The organism is Nonomuraea sp. NPDC049646 (genome assembly GCF_044465525.1).
Taxonomy (GTDB): Bacteria; Actinomycetota; Actinomycetes; order Streptosporangiales; family Streptosporangiaceae; genus Nonomuraea.
The window spans coordinates 178,904-196,242 of sequence record NZ_JBITLU010000012.1 but is presented as its reverse complement, the minus strand read 5'-3'; the positions used below and the strand labels follow the sequence as shown (position 1 = coordinate 196,242).

At 74.3% G+C, this 17,339-nt stretch carries 22 protein-coding genes; 19 read left to right on the top strand and 3 right to left on the bottom strand.

Annotated elements, in window-relative coordinates:
• Positions 1 to 11 precede the first annotated feature (11 nt).
• The 9 genes from ACIBQ8_RS33225 (at position 12) to ACIBQ8_RS33185 (ending at position 6,891) form a co-directional block, all read left to right on the top strand.
• Positions 12 to 554, top strand: a complete 543-nt coding sequence (locus ACIBQ8_RS33225) for a GNAT family N-acetyltransferase (RefSeq protein WP_397193881.1) — start codon at positions 12 to 14, stop codon at positions 552 to 554.
• A gap of 60 nt (positions 555 to 614) precedes the next feature.
• The gene (locus ACIBQ8_RS33220) at positions 615 to 1,445 is read left to right on the top strand and encodes a patatin-like phospholipase family protein (RefSeq protein ID WP_397193880.1); all 831 of its coding nucleotides are present in this window, start codon (positions 615 to 617) and stop codon (positions 1,443 to 1,445) included.
• Between the two features lie 53 nt (positions 1,446 to 1,498).
• Positions 1,499 to 2,023: an RNA polymerase sigma factor gene (locus ACIBQ8_RS33215; RefSeq protein ID WP_397193879.1), complete on the top strand. Its 525-nt coding sequence runs from the start codon at positions 1,499 to 1,501 to the stop codon at positions 2,021 to 2,023.
• The gene (locus tag ACIBQ8_RS33210) at positions 2,020 to 3,216 is read left to right on the top strand and encodes a hypothetical protein (protein WP_397193878.1); all 1,197 of its coding nucleotides are present in this window, start codon (positions 2,020 to 2,022) and stop codon (positions 3,214 to 3,216) included. The genes ACIBQ8_RS33215 and ACIBQ8_RS33210 overlap by 4 nt, the downstream gene beginning before the upstream one ends.
• A gap of 97 nt (positions 3,217 to 3,313) precedes the next feature.
• Complete coding sequence (locus ACIBQ8_RS33205) at positions 3,314 to 3,823, top strand: SigE family RNA polymerase sigma factor (RefSeq protein ID WP_397178282.1); 510 nt, start codon at positions 3,314 to 3,316, stop codon at positions 3,821 to 3,823.
• Entirely contained in the window at positions 3,820 to 4,992 is a 1,173-nt protein-coding gene (locus tag ACIBQ8_RS33200; protein ID WP_397178283.1) for a hypothetical protein, read from the top strand. The genes ACIBQ8_RS33205 and ACIBQ8_RS33200 overlap by 4 nt, the downstream gene beginning before the upstream one ends.
• A 93-nt stretch (positions 4,993 to 5,085) precedes the next feature.
• A complete protein-coding gene (locus tag ACIBQ8_RS33195; RefSeq protein WP_397193877.1) occupies positions 5,086 to 5,721 on the top strand; it encodes a TetR family transcriptional regulator in 636 nt (211 codons plus the stop codon).
• Between the two features lie 4 nt (positions 5,722 to 5,725).
• Positions 5,726 to 6,547: a class I SAM-dependent methyltransferase gene (locus ACIBQ8_RS33190; protein WP_397193876.1), complete on the top strand. Its 822-nt coding sequence runs from the start codon at positions 5,726 to 5,728 to the stop codon at positions 6,545 to 6,547.
• A 32-nt stretch (positions 6,548 to 6,579) separates the two neighbouring features.
• Positions 6,580 to 6,891, top strand: a complete 312-nt coding sequence (locus ACIBQ8_RS33185; protein WP_397193875.1) for a GNAT family N-acetyltransferase — start codon at positions 6,580 to 6,582, stop codon at positions 6,889 to 6,891.
• Between the two features lie 193 nt (positions 6,892 to 7,084).
• On the opposite strand, the gene ACIBQ8_RS33180 is transcribed toward ACIBQ8_RS33185, so the two are convergent.
• A complete protein-coding gene (locus tag ACIBQ8_RS33180) occupies positions 7,085 to 7,243 on the bottom strand; it encodes a helix-turn-helix domain-containing protein (protein ID WP_397178288.1) in 159 nt (52 codons plus the stop codon).
• On the opposite strand from ACIBQ8_RS33180, the gene ACIBQ8_RS33175 reads away from it, so the two are divergent.
• A complete protein-coding gene (locus ACIBQ8_RS33175) occupies positions 7,218 to 7,955 on the top strand; it encodes a Gfo/Idh/MocA family protein (protein WP_397193874.1) in 738 nt (245 codons plus the stop codon). The genes ACIBQ8_RS33180 and ACIBQ8_RS33175 overlap by 26 nt on opposite strands.
• Before the next feature lie 31 nt (positions 7,956 to 7,986).
• Positions 7,987 to 8,379, top strand: a complete 393-nt coding sequence (locus ACIBQ8_RS33170) for a fumarylacetoacetate hydrolase family protein (protein ID WP_397193873.1) — start codon at positions 7,987 to 7,989, stop codon at positions 8,377 to 8,379.
• Between the two features lie 16 nt (positions 8,380 to 8,395).
• On the opposite strand, the gene ACIBQ8_RS33165 is transcribed toward ACIBQ8_RS33170, so the two are convergent.
• Complete coding sequence (locus ACIBQ8_RS33165; RefSeq protein ID WP_397193872.1) at positions 8,396 to 9,607, bottom strand: cytochrome P450; 1,212 nt, start codon at positions 9,605 to 9,607, stop codon at positions 8,396 to 8,398.
• A 195-nt stretch (positions 9,608 to 9,802) separates the two neighbouring features.
• Here ACIBQ8_RS33165 and ACIBQ8_RS33160 point away from each other — a divergent pair, with 195 nt between their 5' ends.
• The 8 genes from ACIBQ8_RS33160 (at position 9,803) to ACIBQ8_RS33125 (ending at position 16,197) form a co-directional block, all read left to right on the top strand.
• Entirely contained in the window at positions 9,803 to 10,156 is a 354-nt protein-coding gene (locus tag ACIBQ8_RS33160; protein ID WP_352360048.1) for a GntR family transcriptional regulator, read from the top strand.
• Positions 10,153 to 11,127, top strand: a complete 975-nt coding sequence (locus ACIBQ8_RS33155; RefSeq protein WP_397193871.1) for a hypothetical protein — start codon at positions 10,153 to 10,155, stop codon at positions 11,125 to 11,127. The genes ACIBQ8_RS33160 and ACIBQ8_RS33155 overlap by 4 nt, the downstream gene beginning before the upstream one ends.
• A gap of 219 nt (positions 11,128 to 11,346) precedes the next feature.
• Positions 11,347 to 12,540, top strand: coding sequence for a cytochrome P450 (locus tag ACIBQ8_RS33150; RefSeq protein ID WP_397193870.1), 1,194 nt, complete (start codon positions 11,347 to 11,349; stop codon positions 12,538 to 12,540).
• 176 nt (positions 12,541 to 12,716) lie between these two features.
• A complete protein-coding gene (locus tag ACIBQ8_RS33145) occupies positions 12,717 to 13,493 on the top strand; it encodes a class I SAM-dependent DNA methyltransferase (protein ID WP_397193869.1) in 777 nt (258 codons plus the stop codon).
• Between the two features lie 19 nt (positions 13,494 to 13,512).
• Positions 13,513 to 14,331 carry an alpha/beta fold hydrolase gene (locus ACIBQ8_RS33140; RefSeq protein ID WP_397193868.1) on the top strand — a complete coding sequence of 273 codons (819 nt, stop codon included), beginning with the start codon at positions 13,513 to 13,515 and terminating at the stop codon, positions 14,329 to 14,331.
• Positions 14,328 to 14,801 (top strand): GbsR/MarR family transcriptional regulator, encoded by a 474-nt coding sequence (locus ACIBQ8_RS33135; RefSeq protein WP_397178296.1) that lies wholly within the window; start codon positions 14,328 to 14,330, stop codon positions 14,799 to 14,801. The genes ACIBQ8_RS33140 and ACIBQ8_RS33135 overlap by 4 nt, the downstream gene beginning before the upstream one ends.
• A gap of 36 nt (positions 14,802 to 14,837) precedes the next feature.
• Entirely contained in the window at positions 14,838 to 15,935 is a 1,098-nt protein-coding gene (locus tag ACIBQ8_RS33130; RefSeq protein ID WP_397193867.1) for a serine/threonine protein phosphatase, read from the top strand.
• A gap of 58 nt (positions 15,936 to 15,993) precedes the next feature.
• The gene (locus ACIBQ8_RS33125) at positions 15,994 to 16,197 is read left to right on the top strand and encodes a hypothetical protein (RefSeq protein ID WP_397178298.1); all 204 of its coding nucleotides are present in this window, start codon (positions 15,994 to 15,996) and stop codon (positions 16,195 to 16,197) included.
• Between the two features lie 248 nt (positions 16,198 to 16,445).
• On the opposite strand, the gene ACIBQ8_RS33120 is transcribed toward ACIBQ8_RS33125, so the two are convergent.
• The gene (locus ACIBQ8_RS33120) at positions 16,446 to 17,144 is read right to left on the bottom strand and encodes a MarR family transcriptional regulator (protein WP_397193866.1); all 699 of its coding nucleotides are present in this window, start codon (positions 17,142 to 17,144) and stop codon (positions 16,446 to 16,448) included.
• Positions 17,145 to 17,339 lie beyond the last annotated feature (195 nt).

Below are 17,339 nucleotides of genomic sequence, written 5' to 3'. Positions count from 1 at the left end.
AGGAAGCTCAGATGCTGAAGGGCGGCAAGGTCGGGCTGCGGGCCCGCCACGAGGACGACATCCCGATCCTGCGGGCCGAGCTCCACGACGACCCGGCCTACTCCTCGCGGGCCGGGAACCGTCCGTGGCGGCCGGTCACGCCCGGCACGCAGGACTCTCGGCTGGTGGTGGACGACACCGTGGCGGCGGTCGTCCCGTTCTCCGTGGTGGAGCTCGACGGCGGCGGGCTCGTCGGCACGGCGACGCTGTGGGGCATCGACACCCACCACCGGTCCGCGCACATCGGGCTGGGGCTGCTGCCGTCCTGCCGGGGCAAGGGCTACGGCACCGACGTGGTGGCGGTGCTGTGCCACTACGGCTTCGTGCTGCGCGGCCTGCATCGGCTGCAGATCGAGACGCTGGCCGACAACGTGGCGATGTTGCGTGCGGCCGAGCGCAACGGCTTCGTCCGCGAGGGCGTGTTGCGCTCCTCCGCCTGGGTGCTGGGCGAGTTCCTGGACCAGGTGCTGCTCGGGCTCCTGGCCCAGGAGTGGGAGCCGGCCTCGCGGGACTAGCCGGTCGGCCCCCCGGAACGGCACGGTCCGCGCCGGACGCCGCCTTGTAGCATCGGGGGCATGATCTTCACAGCGAGCGCGTCCGACGTCGCCGTCGTGCTGGGGCCGGGCGGTCCGGTGGGCACGGCCTGGCTGCTCGGCCTGGCGGCGGGCCTGCGCGCGGCGGGCGTGGAGCTGCCGGACGCCGAGCTGCTCGTCGGCACCTCGGCGGGCGCGATCGCCGCCGCCGCCCTGGCCACCGGACGAGACCTGGACGAGCTCGCCGACCTGCCGCCCGCGCCCCCTGGCCGGCGGGCCGGGGACCCGACCGTGATGCCGCGCGTCCTGCAGATGCTCAACGCGCCCGGCGCCGACCCGCGGGAGGCGCTGCGCCAGGCCGGCGTGCTCGCCCTGGAGGCCGACGCGCTGCCGGAGGAGGAGCACCTGACCGCCATGCGGCGGCTCGTCGGCACCGGCTCCTGGCCCGGCCGCCCGCTGCTGATCACCGCCGTGGACGCCGTCAGCGGCGAGCCGGTGGTCTGGAGCGGCGACAGCGGCGTCCCGCTCCACGCCGCGGTCGCCGCCAGCAGCGCCGCGCCCGGCCACGCCGTCCCGATCACCGTCGGCGCCCGCCGGTACATGGACGGTGCGCTCGGCGGCGGGTCCAACGCGCACCTCGCCGCGGGCGCGGGCGCGATCGTCCTGGTCGAGCCGCTCGGGCACCTGTTCCCGGGCCCGGAGGTCGAGCGGGGCGTGCGGATCGTGCCCGACCGGGCGGCGCTGGAGGCGTTCGGCCCGGACCTCGGCGACCGGAGCCGGTGGGGGCGGGTCTACCTGGAGGGACGCCGCCAGTCCGCCGGGGTCGCCGACCTGGTCGGGCCGTACCTGCCGGGCCGCTCCGCCCCGGCCTGAACCGGGGCGTGCCCGTCGCGCAGCGGATCGGGGCGGGCGCGCGTTCCCTATGCATGAATGTTGAGATCGTCGCCCGCGCGTCCCCGCCGCCGGCCGGCGCCGCCGACGCGGTGGTGGCCGGTTTGTACCGGGAGCATCGGCTCGCCCTCGTCCGCCTGGCCCTGCTGCTCGTGGGCGATCGGGAGAGCGCGGAGGACGTCGTCCAGGACGTCTTCTCCAGGTTGCACGGCAAGAGCCCGGCCACGCTCACCCTGTCGTACGTGCGGGTCTGCGTGCTGAACGCCGCGCGCTCGCTGCTGCGCAGGCGGAGTGTCGCCGCCCGGGCGTTCCTGCGGCGGCGGGAGGACCCGGTGGACTCGGCCGAGACGACCGCGCTCCTGGGCGAGACGCGGCAGGAGATGCTGGCGGCGCTCAGCCGCCTGCCCGCACGGCAGCGCGAGGTTCTCGTCCTGCGTTACTACCTCGACCTGTCCGACGCCGACATCGCCGAGGCGACGCGCCTGCGGCAGAGCACGGTACGGTCCACCGCCTCCAGAGCCCTGGAGCGGCTTGAGCGCGAGCTGGGAGGCCGAGCATGACCACGATCGAGGACCGGCTCAGGGACGCGATGGCGGCCAGGGCCGAGACGGTGCAGGACGACGGGCTGCCGAGGGCCGCGCCGTCGCCGCGCCGGGCGCGGGTGGCGGCCCGCTGGTGGTGGGCGCCGGTGGCGGTGGCGACCGCGACCGCCGCCGTGGTGGGCGTCACCGTCCTGGGGACCCGGACGATCGGCTCCGCGCCGCCGTCCGCCGCGGCCCCGCCGGCGGCCGCCGCGGGGCGCCTGTCGCCGCCGGTCCGGCAGGTGTGGCCGGGCGCGGTGCACGAGATCCCGGTGACGGGCCCCGGCGGCCGGGTCTTCAAGCCGGACGTGTTCGTCGCCGACCGGGTGGTGGCCGGCCGGGGGCTCACCGGCAACCGGCTCGACGGCATCTGGTCGTACGACCTCGACAAGCGCGCGTTCACCCAGGTCGCGCAGTTGCAGGACGTCAAGGTCGCGAACGAGCCGCTGGTCTTCGGCGACGGCTACCTGGTGTGGTCGGCCGTCCGGGACGACCGGTCGGAGATCTGGGCGGTGCCCGTCGCCGGGGGCGTGCCGCAGCGGATCGCGGCGCTGAGGGCCGTGCTGTCCAGCGACAACTCCTACAGCGGGATCAGGAAGCTGGCCGTCGCGGGCGGCATGGCCGTGTGGTCGCCCCCCGACGGGGGCGTCTACCGGGCCCCGCTCAAGGGCGGGAACATGTCCCTGATCACCGGGACGAAGGGCTACTACCTGGTCGAGTGGCCGTGGGCCGGATGGCCGGTGCGCGACCCGGGGGTCGACCATCCCGTCGCCCGGCCGCTGGAGCACCTGAAGAACGTGCTCACCGGCCGGTCCAGGAACGCGGTCGCGGCCAGGAAGCGCTCGTCGTGGAATGACTGCGGCCCGGTGTGGTGCATCAATGTGACGACGGCCTGGCGGCGCGACGGGACGGACCGCCGCGACCTGCCGGGGAACGCCTCGACAACGCTCATCTCCGGCCGCTTCGTCCTGCTCAACCAGGGGGACGCGGGCGGCGGCCGCGCCCTGGCCCTGCACGACGTCGCCGCCGGGCGCACCGGCCTGCTCTTCCCCGTGCCGACGCGCCGGGGCGAGAAGGCCCCGCCCACGCTGCACACCCAGGAGGACGTGGTCTGGTTCCGGACGGCGCAGGACACCCAGGTGGTGATCGACCTGAAGGCGGCCGGCCGCTGAGGGTGGGCGGCGGCCCGGGAATCGTCCGGCCGGACAGGCATAGCGGGAGTGCCCCGCGCGCGTCTCAGGGGTGTCATTCACACGTTTGGAGGTGGTCGTGGACCCTGCGGACGAGCAAGGCTTCCGCGAGTTCGTCTCCGCGCGCTCGCCTGCCCTGATGCGGCTCGGGTTCATGCTCAGCGGCGGCGACCAGCACGCGGCCGAGGATCTCGTGCAGGCCGCGCTGGCCAAGCTGGCGGCGCGGTGGCGGCAGGTGGACGCGCCGGAGGCGTACGTCCGGCAGATCATGTACCGGCAGCAGGTGAGCTGGTGGCGCGCGATCGGGCGGCGCGGCGAGGTGGTCCAGGCCGAGCCGCCCGACCGGCCGGGGGCCGACGGCACGCACCAGAGCGACCTGCGCATGGTGCTGCGCGCCGCCCTGGCCCGGCTCACCCCGAGGCAGCGTGCCGTGCTGGTGCTGCGCTACTTCGAGGACCTGCCCGAGGACCGGATCGCCGCCCTGTTGTCCTGCTCGGTCGGCACGGTGCGGAGCACCACGTTCCGGTCGCTCGCCCGGCTGCGGCAGATCGCCCCGGAACTGGCTGCGGAACTGGAGGTCACCACATGAACCGGCTGCTGCGCGACACCATGGAGGAGTGGGCCGGCGAGGTGCGGGTGCCGCACGACCTGGCCGACCGGGCGCTACGGCGGCGTGCCCGGCCGCCGGTCATGGCGGTGGCGCTGGCCGCCGGTCTGGCCGTCGTCGTGGCGGTGCTGGCCGCCGGGCTGCACGGCCGGAGCACGACCGTGCGCCCGGCGAACGGGGTGACCGTGCCCGTTCATCCCTCGGTGACGTCCACGGACGTGCGGGCCGACGTCGAGAACGCGCCGCCGAAGAAGTTCGTGGCGGCCGGGAACGTGGCCGTGTCCGCCTACTTCACCACCTGGCTGGAGAAGGCGGACGACGGCGGCGAGCGCATGCGGCGCACCTGGTACCTGTACGACCCCCGCTCCGACGGCTACGAGCGGACGCCGTGGGCCTGGCTGGACGTGGCGCCGGGGCTCCAGCTCGCGGCGGTGCTCCAGGGCGAGCGGATCGGCAGGCGGGTGGGGATCGTCGACATGAACACCCGGCAGGCCCTGGCCTGGATCGACCTGGAGCACGACGTCGGCTCGCTGGTCTGGTCGCCGGACGGCACCAGGGTGCTGGCCACGGCGTACTCGAAGTATCCGGAGCAGAGCCGGAAGCGGGTGGGCAAGGACGCCTACACCGTCGAGGAGCTCGTCCAGCCCCGGATCGGCTTCTACGTCATCGACGTCGCCACCGGCCAGGCCGCCTACCACCCGCTGCCGTCGCTGGACCGCGTCGGCAACCCCGGGAACATGAACGCGCGCCAGGACCTCGGCTGGAGCCTGGACGGGTCCATGCTCTGGGAGCCCACCGACACCATGCCCGACAGGTTGTGGCTCGGTCTCGACGGCGCCCGCCGGGACGGCCCGCCCGGCGACCGGTACATCGACTACTCGGGCTGGTCGAAGGTCTCGCCCGACGGCAGGCTGACGCTGGACCGCGACCTGCCGCCGTCGGTGCCCGGCCGGCAGCTCGTGCTTCAGCACCTGGCCTGGGCCGACGACGACAACGTGGTGGTGCTGGGCTGCGCGGGCGCGTGCAAGAACGAGTTCGACAACGGCCTGGCGCTGGCGAGCGCCGACGGCGAGCGGATGATCCAGCTCACCGGCAGCCGCGACCGCGGCGGCGAGGAGACCTGGCAGTGGGTGCTCACCCGCCGCAACTAGGTCCGCCGCCCGCCCCGAGCCCCGTGCCGTCTCCGGCACGGGGCTCTCCCGTGCCGCTTGCCAGACGCTGAACATCTGTTTAGTCTACTGAACATGTGTTCAGACCTGACCGCTCAGGCCAAGATCCGCAACGCGGCCATCGCGCACTTCGCCCGCGACGGCTTCGGCAGGACGAACCTGCGCGCCGTGGCGGCGACCGCCGGGGTGAGCCCCGCCCTGGTCATCCACCACTTCGGCAGCAAGGAGAAGCTCCGGAGCGCCTGCGACGAGCACGTCCTGGCCATCCTGGTCCGGCGGGCCGGCGGCGCCCGCCCGAGCGGCATGCAGGACCTCTTCCGCGAGTACCTGTCCAACCCGGAGGAGTACCGCCTCCAGGTGCGCTACATGCTGCGCGCGATCGAGGAGGACACGCCCGCCGCGGCCACGTTCGTCGAGACGCTGGTGGCGGAGTCGGAGCAGGTCCTGCGGGCCGGGATCGCCGACGGCTCGATGCGGCCGTCCTGCGACGTGCGGGCGCTGGCGGTGCTGACCGTGCTCAACAGCGTGGCCACGCTCACCATGCCGCCGTCCCTGGCGCGCGCGCTGGGTCACGAGCAGTTCGGCCCCGACGTGCTGCGCCGCCTGGCGCTGCCCACGCTGGAGCTCTACACCCACGGGCTGTTCACCGACGACGCCGCCCTCAACGCGGCCAGGGCCGCCCTCGACGACTCACCTCAGGAAGAGGACTGACACGATGACCACGCCCCTCCCCGGCCTCACCCCGCTGGAGAACACGCTCTGGCTCACCCTGGCCGGCAAGGCGCTCGATTACCGGGCCGAGCACCCGATCCTGCGCGACCGGACGGCCTATGACCTGGCCAGAAAGCTCGACCTCGACACCGCCCGGTTCAAGCTCTCGGCCAGCCCCGTCGTGGGCATCGCCCACCGCTCCCTGGTCATGGACGACATCGTGCGGCGGTTCGTCGCCGGCCGTCCCCATGCGGTCGGGCTCGACCTGGGCGCCGGGCTCGACACCCGCGTCCACCGCGTCGACCCGCCCCCCACCGTCGACTGGTACGACGTCGACCTGCCCGGCGTGGCCGAGGCCCGGCGCCGTCTGCTGCCGGAGCGTCCGCACGCCCACGTCATCGGCCGCGACCTCAACGACCCCCGCTGGCTGGACGAGGTGCCCCGCGACCGGCCGGCCGTGATCGTCGCCGACGGCCTGATCGGGTTCCTGTCGCAGGAGGAGCTGGCCACCCTGCTCGACCGGCTCATCCGCCACTTTCCCGCCGGCGAGATCTGCTTCAACGGCTACACGAGGTTCCACGTGTGGGCGGCCAGGAAGTACCCCGGCACCCGGTCCGTCGCCCCCTTCCTGAAGTCGCCCGGATACGACACGCCGCAGGACATCGTGCGCCTGGAGCCCCGGCTGAGGCTGGTGCGCGAGATCTTCCTGACCCGCGAGCCCGAGGTCGCCGGCTACCCGTGGACGACCCGGCTGGCGAGCCGGCTGACCGCCTGGAGCACGTCCCTGTCCCGCAAGGGCACCGCCGTCCAGCACTACCGCTTCTGAGGGGCGGCCCCGGCCCGGCGGATCAGGCGCTCATGAAGCAGATGCCCACGTTGTCCGCGGCGGACATCACCTCGGAACGGCTGCTGCTGCGCCGCGCGCTGCGCGAGGCCGACCGCGAGGGCTTCGTCGAGCTCTCCACCGATCCCGAGGTGCAGGCTCACATCGGCGGCCCGCGGCCGAGGAGCGAGGTCGAGCGGCGCTTCGACACGGTGCTCGCCGGCGGCGCGGCGTCCGGCCCCGGCAACTACGTCATCGCCGACAACACGACGGACCGGCTCATCGGCACGCTGATGCTCGCCCGCCGCTCCCCCGAGGACGGCGGGGAACTGGAGCTCGGTGCCTGACCGCGCCCGCCGGGGGGCACAGCCCCGAGCAGTGCATCGGCCGGATCGTCCCTGACTGCTCGGAGACGGCCGCCACGTGCCGGGTGGGGAAGAAGGCGAGGTAGACCATCGTGTCCTTGGGCGGCACCGCCAGGATCGTCGCGTCGCCGCATTCGTCGCGGATCGAGGCCAGCACCGGGTCGATGATCTGGCTTCAGTCGGTCTCCGGCGCCTGGATGAGCCCGTAGAACTTGGCCGGGACGATGGTGTAGCGCTTGGTCGCCTCGTTGCGGGCCACGTACCCGGTGGCGACCAGCTCGGCGAGCAGCCGCAGGGCGGTGCTGCGGTTGACGTCGAGCGACGTCGACCCCAAGGCGGCGTCGGCCTTCACCGCCGAGTTCGGCGCCAAGACCTACACCGGCCTCCAGGACCTGATCGACGACCCGCGGGGCGACGTGGTGGACCTGATCCTCCCCCACCACCTGCACTACGACGCCGCGATGGCGGTGCTGGACGCCGGCAAGCACCTGATCCTGGAGAAGCCCGTCGCGCCGACGTACGAGCAGTCGGCGGCCATCCAGCGCCGGGCGGCCGAGGCCGGCGTGCACTTCATGGTCGCGGAGAACAGCCGGTACATCGCGGCCTACCAGGCCGTGCACCGGCTGCCGAACGAGGGCGCCGCCGAGGTGTACGGCCGCATGCGCAGCGGCGCGCACTTCTCGTGCGGCTTCACCTCCGTGTCGGAGGTCCCCCACAGCGAGCGCCTGGAGCTCTACGGCACCGAAGGGGGCGTCCTGATGGACCAGATGTCCGACCCGGTGGTCAAGATCTTCCGCGGCCAGCACGACTACCGGGGCGAGGCGGTCGCCGGCGTGCCCTTCGGCCCCGACGCCTGGCACCCCGGCGGCTGGCACTACGAGTCCGTGATCACCGAGGTGACCGACTACGTGCGCGCCCTGGTGGAGGGACGCCCGCCGCTGATCGACTCCGGCGACGCCGTGTACGCCATGCGCGTCGTCGAGGCCGCCTACGAGTCGATCCAGTCGGGGAAGACCGTCACCCTCCCGGCCGGCGCGCAGCTTTGATCCGCCCTCCCAGCAGAATCTGGACCTCCCCATGAGACTCATGCGCATCGGCGCCGCCGGCGCCGAACGTCCGGTCGACGTGTCCGACGTGGTCGCCGACTTCGACGGCTTCAACCCCTGCGGCCCCTGGCTGGTCACGCCGGACGAGCTGGGCGAGGTGACCGGCCTGAACATGTGGCTCGACGTCAACGGGCGGCGCCGCCAGACCGGCTCGACGGTCCACATGCTGTTCGACCCGGTCTTCGTCGTGCGCTACCTGAGCCGGTTCATGGCGCTCGAACCCGGCGACCTGATCAACACCGGGACGCCCGCGGGCGTCGGCATGGGCTTCGACCCGCCCGTCTACCTGCGGCCGGGCGACCGGATGGAGCTCGGCATCGACGGCCTGGGCCGCCAGAGGCAGTCGGTCGTGGCCGCCCCCTGACCGGCCGGCACACCGCCTACGCCGTCAGGACCGGCAGCCGCGCGGGCCGGTAGGCCAGGTTCCCCTCCGTCCAGGGCAGGCCGCCCGGGTCCTCGGCCGGCCGCAGGCCCGGCACGCGTTCGGCCAGTGCCCGCACCGCCTCCTGGAGCTGCACGCGGGCCAGGTGGTTGCCCAGGCAGAAGTGCGGCCCGTGGCTGAAGGCCAGGTGCGGGCGGGCCGTGCCGCCCGGCGCGTGGCGGCGGATGTCGAACCGTCCGGGGTCGGGGAAGGCCGCCGGGTCGTGGTTGGCCGCGTGCGAGTTCGGCAGCACCACGGTGCCGGCGGGCAGCACCGCTCCGGAGGGCAGCTCGACGTCGGCGGTCAGGCGCCGCAGCAGGCCGTTGGTGCCCGGCCCGTCGAAGCGGAGGATCTCCTCCACGGCGGGCTCGGTCAGCGCGGGGTCGGCGACGAGCGCCCGGTACTGGCCGGGGTGGCGGAGCAACGTGTACAGGCCGCGGGCGATCATCATCGCGGGCGTCTCGTGTCCGGCCACGGCCAGCATGAGCAGCACGTTGACGAGTTCCTCGTCGGAGAGCCGGTCGCCCCGGCTGGTGGCCTGCATGAGCACGTCCACCAGGGCGTCGCCCGGCTCGGCCCGGCGCCGGGCGACCAGGTCGCCCATGTACCGCGCCAGCTCGGCGAAGGCGCTCATGCGCGCCTCGGCGCCGGACGGGGAAGCCCTCAGGAACGCCTCCGACCACTGCTTGAACCGGTCGTAGTCGGTGCCGGGCATGCCGATCACCGTGCAGATGAGACGGGCCGACAGCGGTGCGGCGTAGTCGGCGACCAGGTCGGGCCGCTCGGAGAAGGAGTCGATGAGCTCGTGGGCGATCGCCCGGCACCGGCCGCGCCACCGCTCGGCCTGGGCGAGGGTGAAGGCGCCGGCGAGGATGCGGCGCTGGCGGGCGTGCTCGGGGTCGTCCATGTTGAGCAGCACGCCGGGCACGTCGTCCACGCTCAGCCCGCGTAACAGCCGGGGCCGTCCCGGCTCGCTCAGCCCGGTGCGGCTGCTGTGCGGGCAGGACAGGATGGCCCGCACGTCGTCGTACCGGACGGCCATCGGCACGGTGTCGCCGCTGGGCAGGACCACCGTGCCGACCGGGTCGGAGGCCAGCCGGCGGGCCAGGTCCGGCGAGGGCGTGCCGTGCGGTCCCGGGGAGTAGTCCTTCCACATGACGCCGTCGTCCACGAGAGCCTCCTGCGGGGGTGGGATCGGGCCGGATGCGCACGATCACCCTGTCCGCCGCGATCCCCCAGGGTCAAGAGCCGTCCGCCCACCGCGCCGCGGCCGGGCTGGAGCCGGGCCGGGAAGGCCCTCTCGCCCGAGCCGCGCGCCAGGCGCGTAGGGCTTGTGAAACTCGCATTGTTCTATCAGGATTAGAACATGCTCTATCGCGTCGACCCGAGCAGCAGCACGCCGTTGAGCGAGCAGATCGCCGGATGCGTCCGCCGCGGCATCGCCGACGGGCTGCTGACCCCCGGCGACCGGCTGCCCTCCGGCCGCGACCTGGCCTCCTCGCTGGAGGTCAACATGCACACCGTGCTGCGCGCCTACGCCGACCTGCGCGACGAGGGACTGATCGAGCTGCGTCCCGGCCGCGGCGCCACCGTCACCCGGACGAACCCGCGCGAGCGGGCACAGCTCGTCCAGACCGTCCGGCACCTGGTCACCGTGGCCCGCCGCGCGGGTCTGAACCGCGACGAGCTGATGTCGCTGGTGGGGAAGGAGTTCACATGATCGGTAAGGTCCGATGGCTGACGGGCGCGGTCGCCCTGCCCGCGACGGTTCTGGGCGGCGCCGCGCTGACCGTGCTGGCCTGGCGTCAGCGGCTGCCCGCCGCGTTACCCGGCCGGAGCGGCGCGGCCCACGGCTCCGCCGTCACGGTCGAGCAGGTGTCCATCCTGTTGCTCGGCGTCCCGGCGGCGCTCTGGCTGGCCGGGCTGGCCGCGTTCGCGCTGGCCGGTCGCGCGCCCGCCTCGCGCGCCCATGCGATCCGGACGGCGATCCTTGTCGCGGTCGTCACGGTCGCCGTCGCGCCGGCCACGTCCCTGCTGGTCATCCTGCACGCGGCGCTGGACGCCCCCGCCGCGGCCCAGGCCGGCGCGCCCTCGCCCGCGGCGATGGGCGTGCTCGTCCCCGCGGCCACGCTGGCCGGGGCGCTCGCCGCCTTCCTGCTGGCCGGCCACCGCACCCCCGCCGGCCGGGCCACCGGCGTCCCCGCCCCCGACGCGCCCCGGCTGCCCCTGCGCGGCCAGGAGAAGGTCTCCTGGCAGGAACGGCGCGTCCTCCGGGCCGTCGACCTGGGCGTGGCCGCTCTCGCGCTGGCCGGGGCGGCCATGACGGCGGCGCTGGTCCTCACCGTCGGCCCCGCGGGCTGGGCCGGGGCCGCCGTCGTGGTCGTCGCCGTCGTGCTGCTGCCGATGCGCTCCTACCGGCTGGCCATCGACGAGCGCGCGGTGACCGTCGCGCTCGGCCCGATCAGCCGGCAGGTCGCGGTCGGCAGTGTGCGCCGCGCCGACGCGGTCGACGTCCCGGCCGACCGGTGGCTGCTGAGCGGCGCCCTGCACGGCGCCGGGGCGGGCATGTTGCTGCTGCCCGGCCCCGCACTGGCCCTGCGCCTGGCCGACGGCACCGACTTCCTGGTGTCCTGCCGCGACGCCCCCACCGCCGCCGGCCTGATCAACAGCCTGCGCGACCAGGCCGCCTGAGCGCCCGGGGCCGTCGCGCCGGTGACATTGGTCAATGTGATCACGCTGATCCCATTGATCACTCGGCCCCCGGCGCGCCGGGACCCGGCCTATACACTGCCGCTGTTCCTGGTTTTCGTGACGCCCGGCCGACGCGGCCGTGCGGCACCGTTCTCCTGGGGGGCGCACCTGCGCCGCCTGCGTGTACACCCGATTCACGGATGGCATGGGGCAGGTGGGATGACGACGGTCGGGAAACCGGATCGGGTCGTGCCGGAACAGGGGCGGCCGTGGCCGCCGGGCGCGGCGCGGCACTACCGCCGCGATCCGCTGGGGTTCGTGGAGCGGGCGGCGGCCGAGCGCGGGCCGGTGTTCCGCCTGCCGGACGACGGGTCGCTGTGCGTGGCCGACCCGGCGCAGGCCCTGCGGATCCTGCACGACGAGGCGGGCGACTACGCCGACGTGTCCGGGTTCTTCCATGTCGGCGGCGGGCTGCTCGGGCCGCGGGCGACGCAGGTGGCGATCGGCCGGGCGGCCCGCACGACGCTGCGCGCCCACGTGGCCGCCCGGCGCGAGCTGCTGCCCGCCGTCGTGGCGGAGCTGGGCGAGGTCAGCGAGTGGCCGTCGGCCGGGCGGGCCGCCGTGCACCGGTTCCTGGCCGACGCCCTGCTGCGGCCGGACAGCCCGCCCGCCCTGCGCGAGCTGATGGCGTACGTCGTGCGGCGCGAGGTGCTGATCCGTCCGGCCGGCCGGCTCGCGCGGTTGTCGCGGCGCGCCCTGTGGGCCCGCGTGGTGCGGACGATCGCCGCCGAGGCGCGCGCCCGGCGGAGCGCGCCGGCGGACGAGACGCGGCCCGGCGACCTGCTGGACGCCGTGCTGGGCGCCACCCCGCCCGAGACGCCCGCCGAGCACGTCGCGCAGGTGTACCTGCTGCTCTTCCGCACCTCGATCGCGCCGGTGGGCCACGCGGTGGCCTGGGCGCTGCTGTCGGCGGCGGCCCACGGCGTCGACCTGGCCGCCGTGACGCCCGAGTCGGCCGTACGCGAGTCGCTGCGGCTGTGGCCGGTCGCCTGGCTGCTCGGCCGCCCGGTGCGCAGGGCCCACCAGGTCGGCGGCGTGGCGCTGGAGCCGGGCGACAGCGTGTCCGTCTGCCCCTACCTGCTCCACCGCGACGAGCGGCACTGGCCGCAGGCCACCGCGTTCCGGCCCGGCCGCTGGGACGGCCCCGAGCCGCGCGGCCCCTACCTGCCCTTCGGCGGCGGCCCGTTCACCTGCGCCGGAGCGGGCGTCGCGCAGGCGCTGGCCACCGACCTGCTCGCCGCGCTGACCGACGCCGCCCGCCTGGAGGTGCGCGGCGGCGCCGGGCGGCCGCACGTCGAGGGCATCATCACGCCCCCGCCCTTCCAGTTGCGCCGCACGGCACGCCAGACCTGACCACCAGCGGTTCGTCGAGGAAGGAGGTGATCTCCCATGAGGAAGCTGCTGCGCCGCGTCACCGGCCGCCGGGTCAACCGGCAGGCCTGGTACATCTGGTAACCGAGTCCGAGCGGCCGCGCCGGGCCGAGGGCCCGGCGCGGTCACCCGGCCCGACGGCCGTTCAGGAGGCACCCATGTCGCAGGTCGAGGAGACCCTGGCGGCCTACGAAGGCGTCGCCGCCCGCTACGACGAGCTGAACGCGCAGATGGACACCGAGGCGCTGGTGGACCGCTTCGCCGAGGCGGTGGAGCGGCACGGCAACGGGGGGCGGCGGCTGCTGGACGCCGGTTGCGGCACCGGCCGCAGCAGCACGGCCTTCAGCAAGCGGGGATTCGAGGTGACCGGCTACGACCTGTCCCCGGCGATGGTGGCGACCGCGCGGCGGCGGCCCGGCGCCGACGGCATCCCGTTCCTGGTCGGCTCACTCCTGAGCCCGCCGCCCGAGCTGTCCGGCTTCGACGTGGTCGCCTGCGTGGACGTGCCCCTGACGTACCTGACGAGCGGCGACCAGCTCCGGCAGGCCCTGGCGGCGGCCCGCGACCGGCTCGCCCCGGGCGGGCTGGTGGCCTTCGACCTGAACACCATCGGCTACTACCGGCGCACGTTCGGCGTCCCGGTGGTCGCCGACCGCGGTGACCGGTACGTGGCCTGGTTCGCGCACTCGCCGCGGATCGAGGCCGACGAGATCGTGATCACCCAGTTCGACCTGTTCGAACGGGCCGGCGGGGGCTGGGAGCGGCTGTCGATGCGGCACGTGCAGCGCCACCACTCCGACCGAACGGTACGCCGGGCCGCCGAGCTGGCCGGGCTGCGCGTGGTGGCCGCGCACGGCCTGGTGGGCACGTCGGTGCGCGACCCGGCCGACGAGGAGGCCCACGACCGCATCCTGTACGTCGCCCGGCCCGCCTGAGGTTCGCTATATTCAGAATATGGTGAATCTATCGTCCGTCCTCACCCTGCGGGGTTGCGACCTGCGTTACGCCGACAGCGGGGGCGGCGGTGTGCCGGTGGTGTTCTCGCACGGCGCCGGGGCCGACCACGTGATGTTCGACGCCCAGGCCCGCCACCTGCGGGCTCAGGGGTACCGCGTCGTCACCTGGGACCTGCGCGGGCACGGCCTGTCCCGCCCGGCCGGCGTGCGCTTCACCGCCGAGCAGGCGGTCGCCGACCTGTGCGCGCTGGCCGAGCACCTGGGCCTGGACCGGCCGGTGCTGGTGGGCCAGTCCCTCGGCGGCAACCTCAGCCAGGCCGTCGTGCGGCGGCATCCCGGGCTCGCCCGCGCCCTGGTCGTCATCGGCGCCACGCCGAACACCGCGCCGCTGTCCTGGCGGGACCGCCTGCTGCTCAGGGCGGCCGCGCCGATGCTGACGACGATCCCCGCCAAGAGGCTGCCGCGGCTGATGGCCGACGCCTCCGCGACCACCCGCGCCGCCCGGGACGACGCCCGGCGGGCCTTCGGCCAGGTGCCGAAGAAGGAGTTCGTGCAGGTGTGGCGGGCCACCGTCGACTTCCTCTCCCCCGACCCCGGCTACCGCACGCCGGTGCCCCTGTGCCTGATCCGCGGCGAGCGGGACACCACCGGCAACATCGCCTCGGCCATGCCCGGCTGGGCCCGCGCCGAAGGCGTCGAGGAGATCGTCGTCCCCGGGGCCGGCCACATCGCCAACCAGGACGACCCGCAGGCGGTCAACGAGGCGATCGACGCGTTCCTGTGCACGCTCCCCGCGCCGGGACGGGCGCGGCGATGAGCGCGCGGCACACGTTCGTCACCTCGGTGGGCGACCTGCTGGCGTCGTGGAACCTGCCGCACGCGACCGGGCGCGTCTACGGGCTGCTGCTCCTCACCGAGGAGCCGATCTCGCTGGACGCCATCGCCGCCGAGCTGGAACTGAGCAAGGGGGCGGTGAGCACCGCGGTACGGCAGCTCGACTCCTGGGGCCTGGCCAGGGTGATCCCGCAGCCCGGCAGCCGGCGGCTCCTGGTGGAGGCCACCGGGGGGATCGAGTCGCTGCTGGAGGCCAGCCAGGCGCGGGCCAGGACCCTGATCGCCGCGCTGCGCGAGGGCGAGTCCCTGGTGCGCTCCGGTCCCGCGCAGGAGCGGCTGCAGGACGTGATCGGGTTGTTCGCCGGTTATGTCGACGTCGGCGGGCAGATGCTGGCCAGGCACCGGGAGCGACGCCCCGGACCGCACACCGCGCGGCCCTCCTCCGCCGGGTAGGGTCGGCCCCACGAAGCCGATCAAGGGGGCCCGGCGGTGGAACTGCCTGACACGCGTTCGGACATGTCCTGGAGCGCGCGGGCCGGACGGTACGGCGACGTCGCGAGCGCGCTGGCGCTGCACAGCGACCGGCAGCTCGCCCAGGCGCTGGAGCAGGCGCGGGTGCTGGGCACGGGCATCGGCGGCACGTCGGTGCTGCTGGACGTCGAGGGCGTGCCGGTCTTCGCCAAGCGCATCCCGCTGACCGACCTGGAACGCCGTCCGGCCAACGTGATGTCCACCGCGAACCTGTTCGGCCTGCCGCCGTTCTGCCAGTACGGGATCGCCGCCATCGGCACGCCCGGCTTCGGCGCATGGCGGGAACTCGCCGCCGCCGCCATGACGACCGGCTGGGTGCTGGCCGGGCACAGCGCCGCCTTCCCGCTGCTCTACCACTGGCGGGTGCTGCCGGGCGCGCCGCCGCCCACCGCCGAGCACGCCGACGTCGAGGCGGCCGTGGAGTACTGGGAGGGGTCGCCCGCGGTACGGGAGCGCCTGCACGCCCTCGCCCGCGCCTCTGCCGGCATCGTGCTGTTCCAGGAGTACATCCCCCACGACCTGAACCACTGGCTCGCCGCCCAGGTCGCCGCCGGTCAGGAGGCGGCGACGGCGGCGGCCGTCCTGCTGGAGTCGTGCCTGACGCGCGACGTGGCGTTCATGAACGGCCGGCACCTGATGCACTTCGACGGCCACTTCGGCAACATCCTCACCGACGGCGAACGCCTCTACCTCGCCGACCTGGGGCTGGCGACCTCCTCCCGGTTCGACCTGGCCGAGCCGGAGATCGAGTTCCTGGCGCGCAACCGCACCCACGACACCGCGTACGCGCTGGCGCGGCTGGTCAACTGGCTGGTCTCCGACGTCTGCGGGGTGCGGGCGCCGAACGGCGTCCCGGAGGAGCGCAACGCGTACATCCGGGCGTGCGCCGAGGGCGCGGACCCCGCCGGCGCGCCGCCGGCCGTGGCCGCGATGATCCGCCGGTACGCTCCCGTGGCGGCGGCCGTGAACGACTTCTACTGGCACCTGTACGGCACCAGCAGGACGACGCCGTATCCGAGCGAGAGGATCGAACGCGCCCTGAGCGCGATGCGCTGACGGCCGGGGCCGCTGTTCGCTGGTGACGACCCGGCCGCCGGTGTCATACCGTCACATCATGGACGAGCACCGCCAGACCATCCCCGACGTTCTCCGCCCCGTACGGGACGCCGCCGCGGCCCTGGGCGAGGACCTCACCGACCTGGGCGACGCGCTGCGGGCGTTGCGGCGGGTCGAGGTGGAGGTGGAGCTGGCGACCGACCTGCTCATGCGGCAGTCGAACGCGAAGGCGAACAACCAGGCCGCGCAAGAGACGTCCTGACCGGCCCGGCGGAGAAGCGCGACTCCGAGCCCCCGGTCCGACGCGAACAATCACGTGACAGGCCCTGCCGTGCTCGCGTTTCGCGCCGGCGGCGGTGTCGCGGGGAATGACGGCCCGCCGATCGGCCCGCCCGCCTGAATGATCCTGTCCCGCCACGAGCCGTTTGCGGGCAGGCGTCCGCGCGGCCCGGCTCGATCAGCACAGTTGCGAACGCGGGGTCGAGCCCGGCGAGGCGATGCGGCCTCCGCTCACCCCCGGCCGGACGCCTGCTTGGCGGCGTACGCCTGCCGCCACTCCTCGGCCGCCCGCAGCATGGCCTGGCCGACGTGGTCGAAGAAGCCGGCGATGTCCTGCAGCCGGATCCCGGCGGGCGAGGTGGCTCCGACCGTCGCCGCGCCCTGGCGGGCGACGTCGGCCAGCAGCGCGTTCTGGCGGGCGCTGGCCGTCCAGCCGCGGAACCAGGCGTCGGCGTCGATGACGTAGCGGTCGCGCCGCCGGCGCGGGTCGCGTTCGCGCCGGATCAGCTCCTGCCGTTCGAGCTCGCCGATCGCCTTGGAGACCGAGGCGGGGCTGACCTGGAGCCTGCGGGTGAGCTCGGCCGCGGTGAGACTGCCGCTGTCGGTGAGGTAGAGAGTGGCCAGGACGCGGGCGGTCATCCGGGTCAGCCCGGTGCCGATCATGACCGCGGTGAACTCCTCCTCCAGATCGGTGACCGACCGGCGGTCGCGCGCCCCGGAGGCCGCCGGACGTCTGCGGGCGCGGTCGCGGGTGGCCTGGTGCGCCTGGTCGGCCTGGTAGCCGTCGGGGCCGCCGTTGCGGGCCACCTCTCGCGTGACGGTGGACAGCGGCCGGTTCAGGCGGGCGGCGATCTCGGTCTGGGTCAGCCCTTCGGCCAGCCCCTCGGCGATCTGCCGGCGGTCCTGCTGGGTCAGCCTGCCTCCGGGCATCGGCGGCACCTTCCTGGTCGTACGCGCGACGGACGGCTGCAGTCTTGCATTCGCCTCCATCTCATTGCAACTCAACCGGCTTGCATTCATCATCATGCCATTGCAAGTGGCGCTTAATGCCTGATGAACAGGCGCTTTTTGATTGACAGGTTTGCGAACGCAAGTTAGCTTTTCCATTGTCGCGAATGTCAAGCA

What these genes read in the sequence shown, in the direction of transcription:
- ACIBQ8_RS33220 (WP_397193880.1), top strand. Translation starts at nt 615, where the DNA reads ATGATCTTCACAGCGAGCGCGTCCGACGTCGCCGTCGTGCTGGGGCCG.
- ACIBQ8_RS33200 (WP_397178283.1), top strand. Translation starts at nt 3,820, where the DNA reads ATGAACCGGCTGCTGCGCGACACCATGGAGGAGTGGGCCGGCGAGGTG.
- ACIBQ8_RS33135 (WP_397178296.1), top strand. Translation starts at nt 14,328, where the DNA reads ATGAGCGCGCGGCACACGTTCGTCACCTCGGTGGGCGACCTGCTGGCG.
- ACIBQ8_RS33210 (WP_397193878.1), top strand. Translation starts at nt 2,020, where the DNA reads ATGACCACGATCGAGGACCGGCTCAGGGACGCGATGGCGGCCAGGGCC.
- ACIBQ8_RS33190 (WP_397193876.1), top strand. Translation starts at nt 5,726, where the DNA reads ATGACCACGCCCCTCCCCGGCCTCACCCCGCTGGAGAACACGCTCTGG.
- ACIBQ8_RS33160 (WP_352360048.1), top strand. Translation starts at nt 9,803, where the DNA reads ATGCTCTATCGCGTCGACCCGAGCAGCAGCACGCCGTTGAGCGAGCAG.
- ACIBQ8_RS33195 (WP_397193877.1), top strand. Translation starts at nt 5,086, where the DNA reads ATGTGTTCAGACCTGACCGCTCAGGCCAAGATCCGCAACGCGGCCATC.
- ACIBQ8_RS33215 (WP_397193879.1), top strand. Translation starts at nt 1,499, where the DNA reads ATGAATGTTGAGATCGTCGCCCGCGCGTCCCCGCCGCCGGCCGGCGCC.
- ACIBQ8_RS33125 (WP_397178298.1), top strand. Translation starts at nt 15,994, where the DNA reads ATGGACGAGCACCGCCAGACCATCCCCGACGTTCTCCGCCCCGTACGG.
- ACIBQ8_RS33140 (WP_397193868.1), top strand. Translation starts at nt 13,513, where the DNA reads ATGGTGAATCTATCGTCCGTCCTCACCCTGCGGGGTTGCGACCTGCGT.
- ACIBQ8_RS33145 (WP_397193869.1), top strand. Translation starts at nt 12,717, where the DNA reads ATGTCGCAGGTCGAGGAGACCCTGGCGGCCTACGAAGGCGTCGCCGCC.
- ACIBQ8_RS33155 (WP_397193871.1), top strand. Translation starts at nt 10,153, where the DNA reads ATGATCGGTAAGGTCCGATGGCTGACGGGCGCGGTCGCCCTGCCCGCG.
- ACIBQ8_RS33185 (WP_397193875.1), top strand. Translation starts at nt 6,580, where the DNA reads ATGAAGCAGATGCCCACGTTGTCCGCGGCGGACATCACCTCGGAACGG.
- ACIBQ8_RS33225 (WP_397193881.1), top strand. Translation starts at nt 12, where the DNA reads ATGCTGAAGGGCGGCAAGGTCGGGCTGCGGGCCCGCCACGAGGACGAC.
- ACIBQ8_RS33170 (WP_397193873.1), top strand. Translation starts at nt 7,987, where the DNA reads ATGAGACTCATGCGCATCGGCGCCGCCGGCGCCGAACGTCCGGTCGAC.
- ACIBQ8_RS33150 (WP_397193870.1), top strand. Translation starts at nt 11,347, where the DNA reads ATGACGACGGTCGGGAAACCGGATCGGGTCGTGCCGGAACAGGGGCGG.
- ACIBQ8_RS33120 (WP_397193866.1), bottom strand. Translation starts at nt 17,144, where the DNA reads ATGCCCGGAGGCAGGCTGACCCAGCAGGACCGCCGGCAGATCGCCGAG.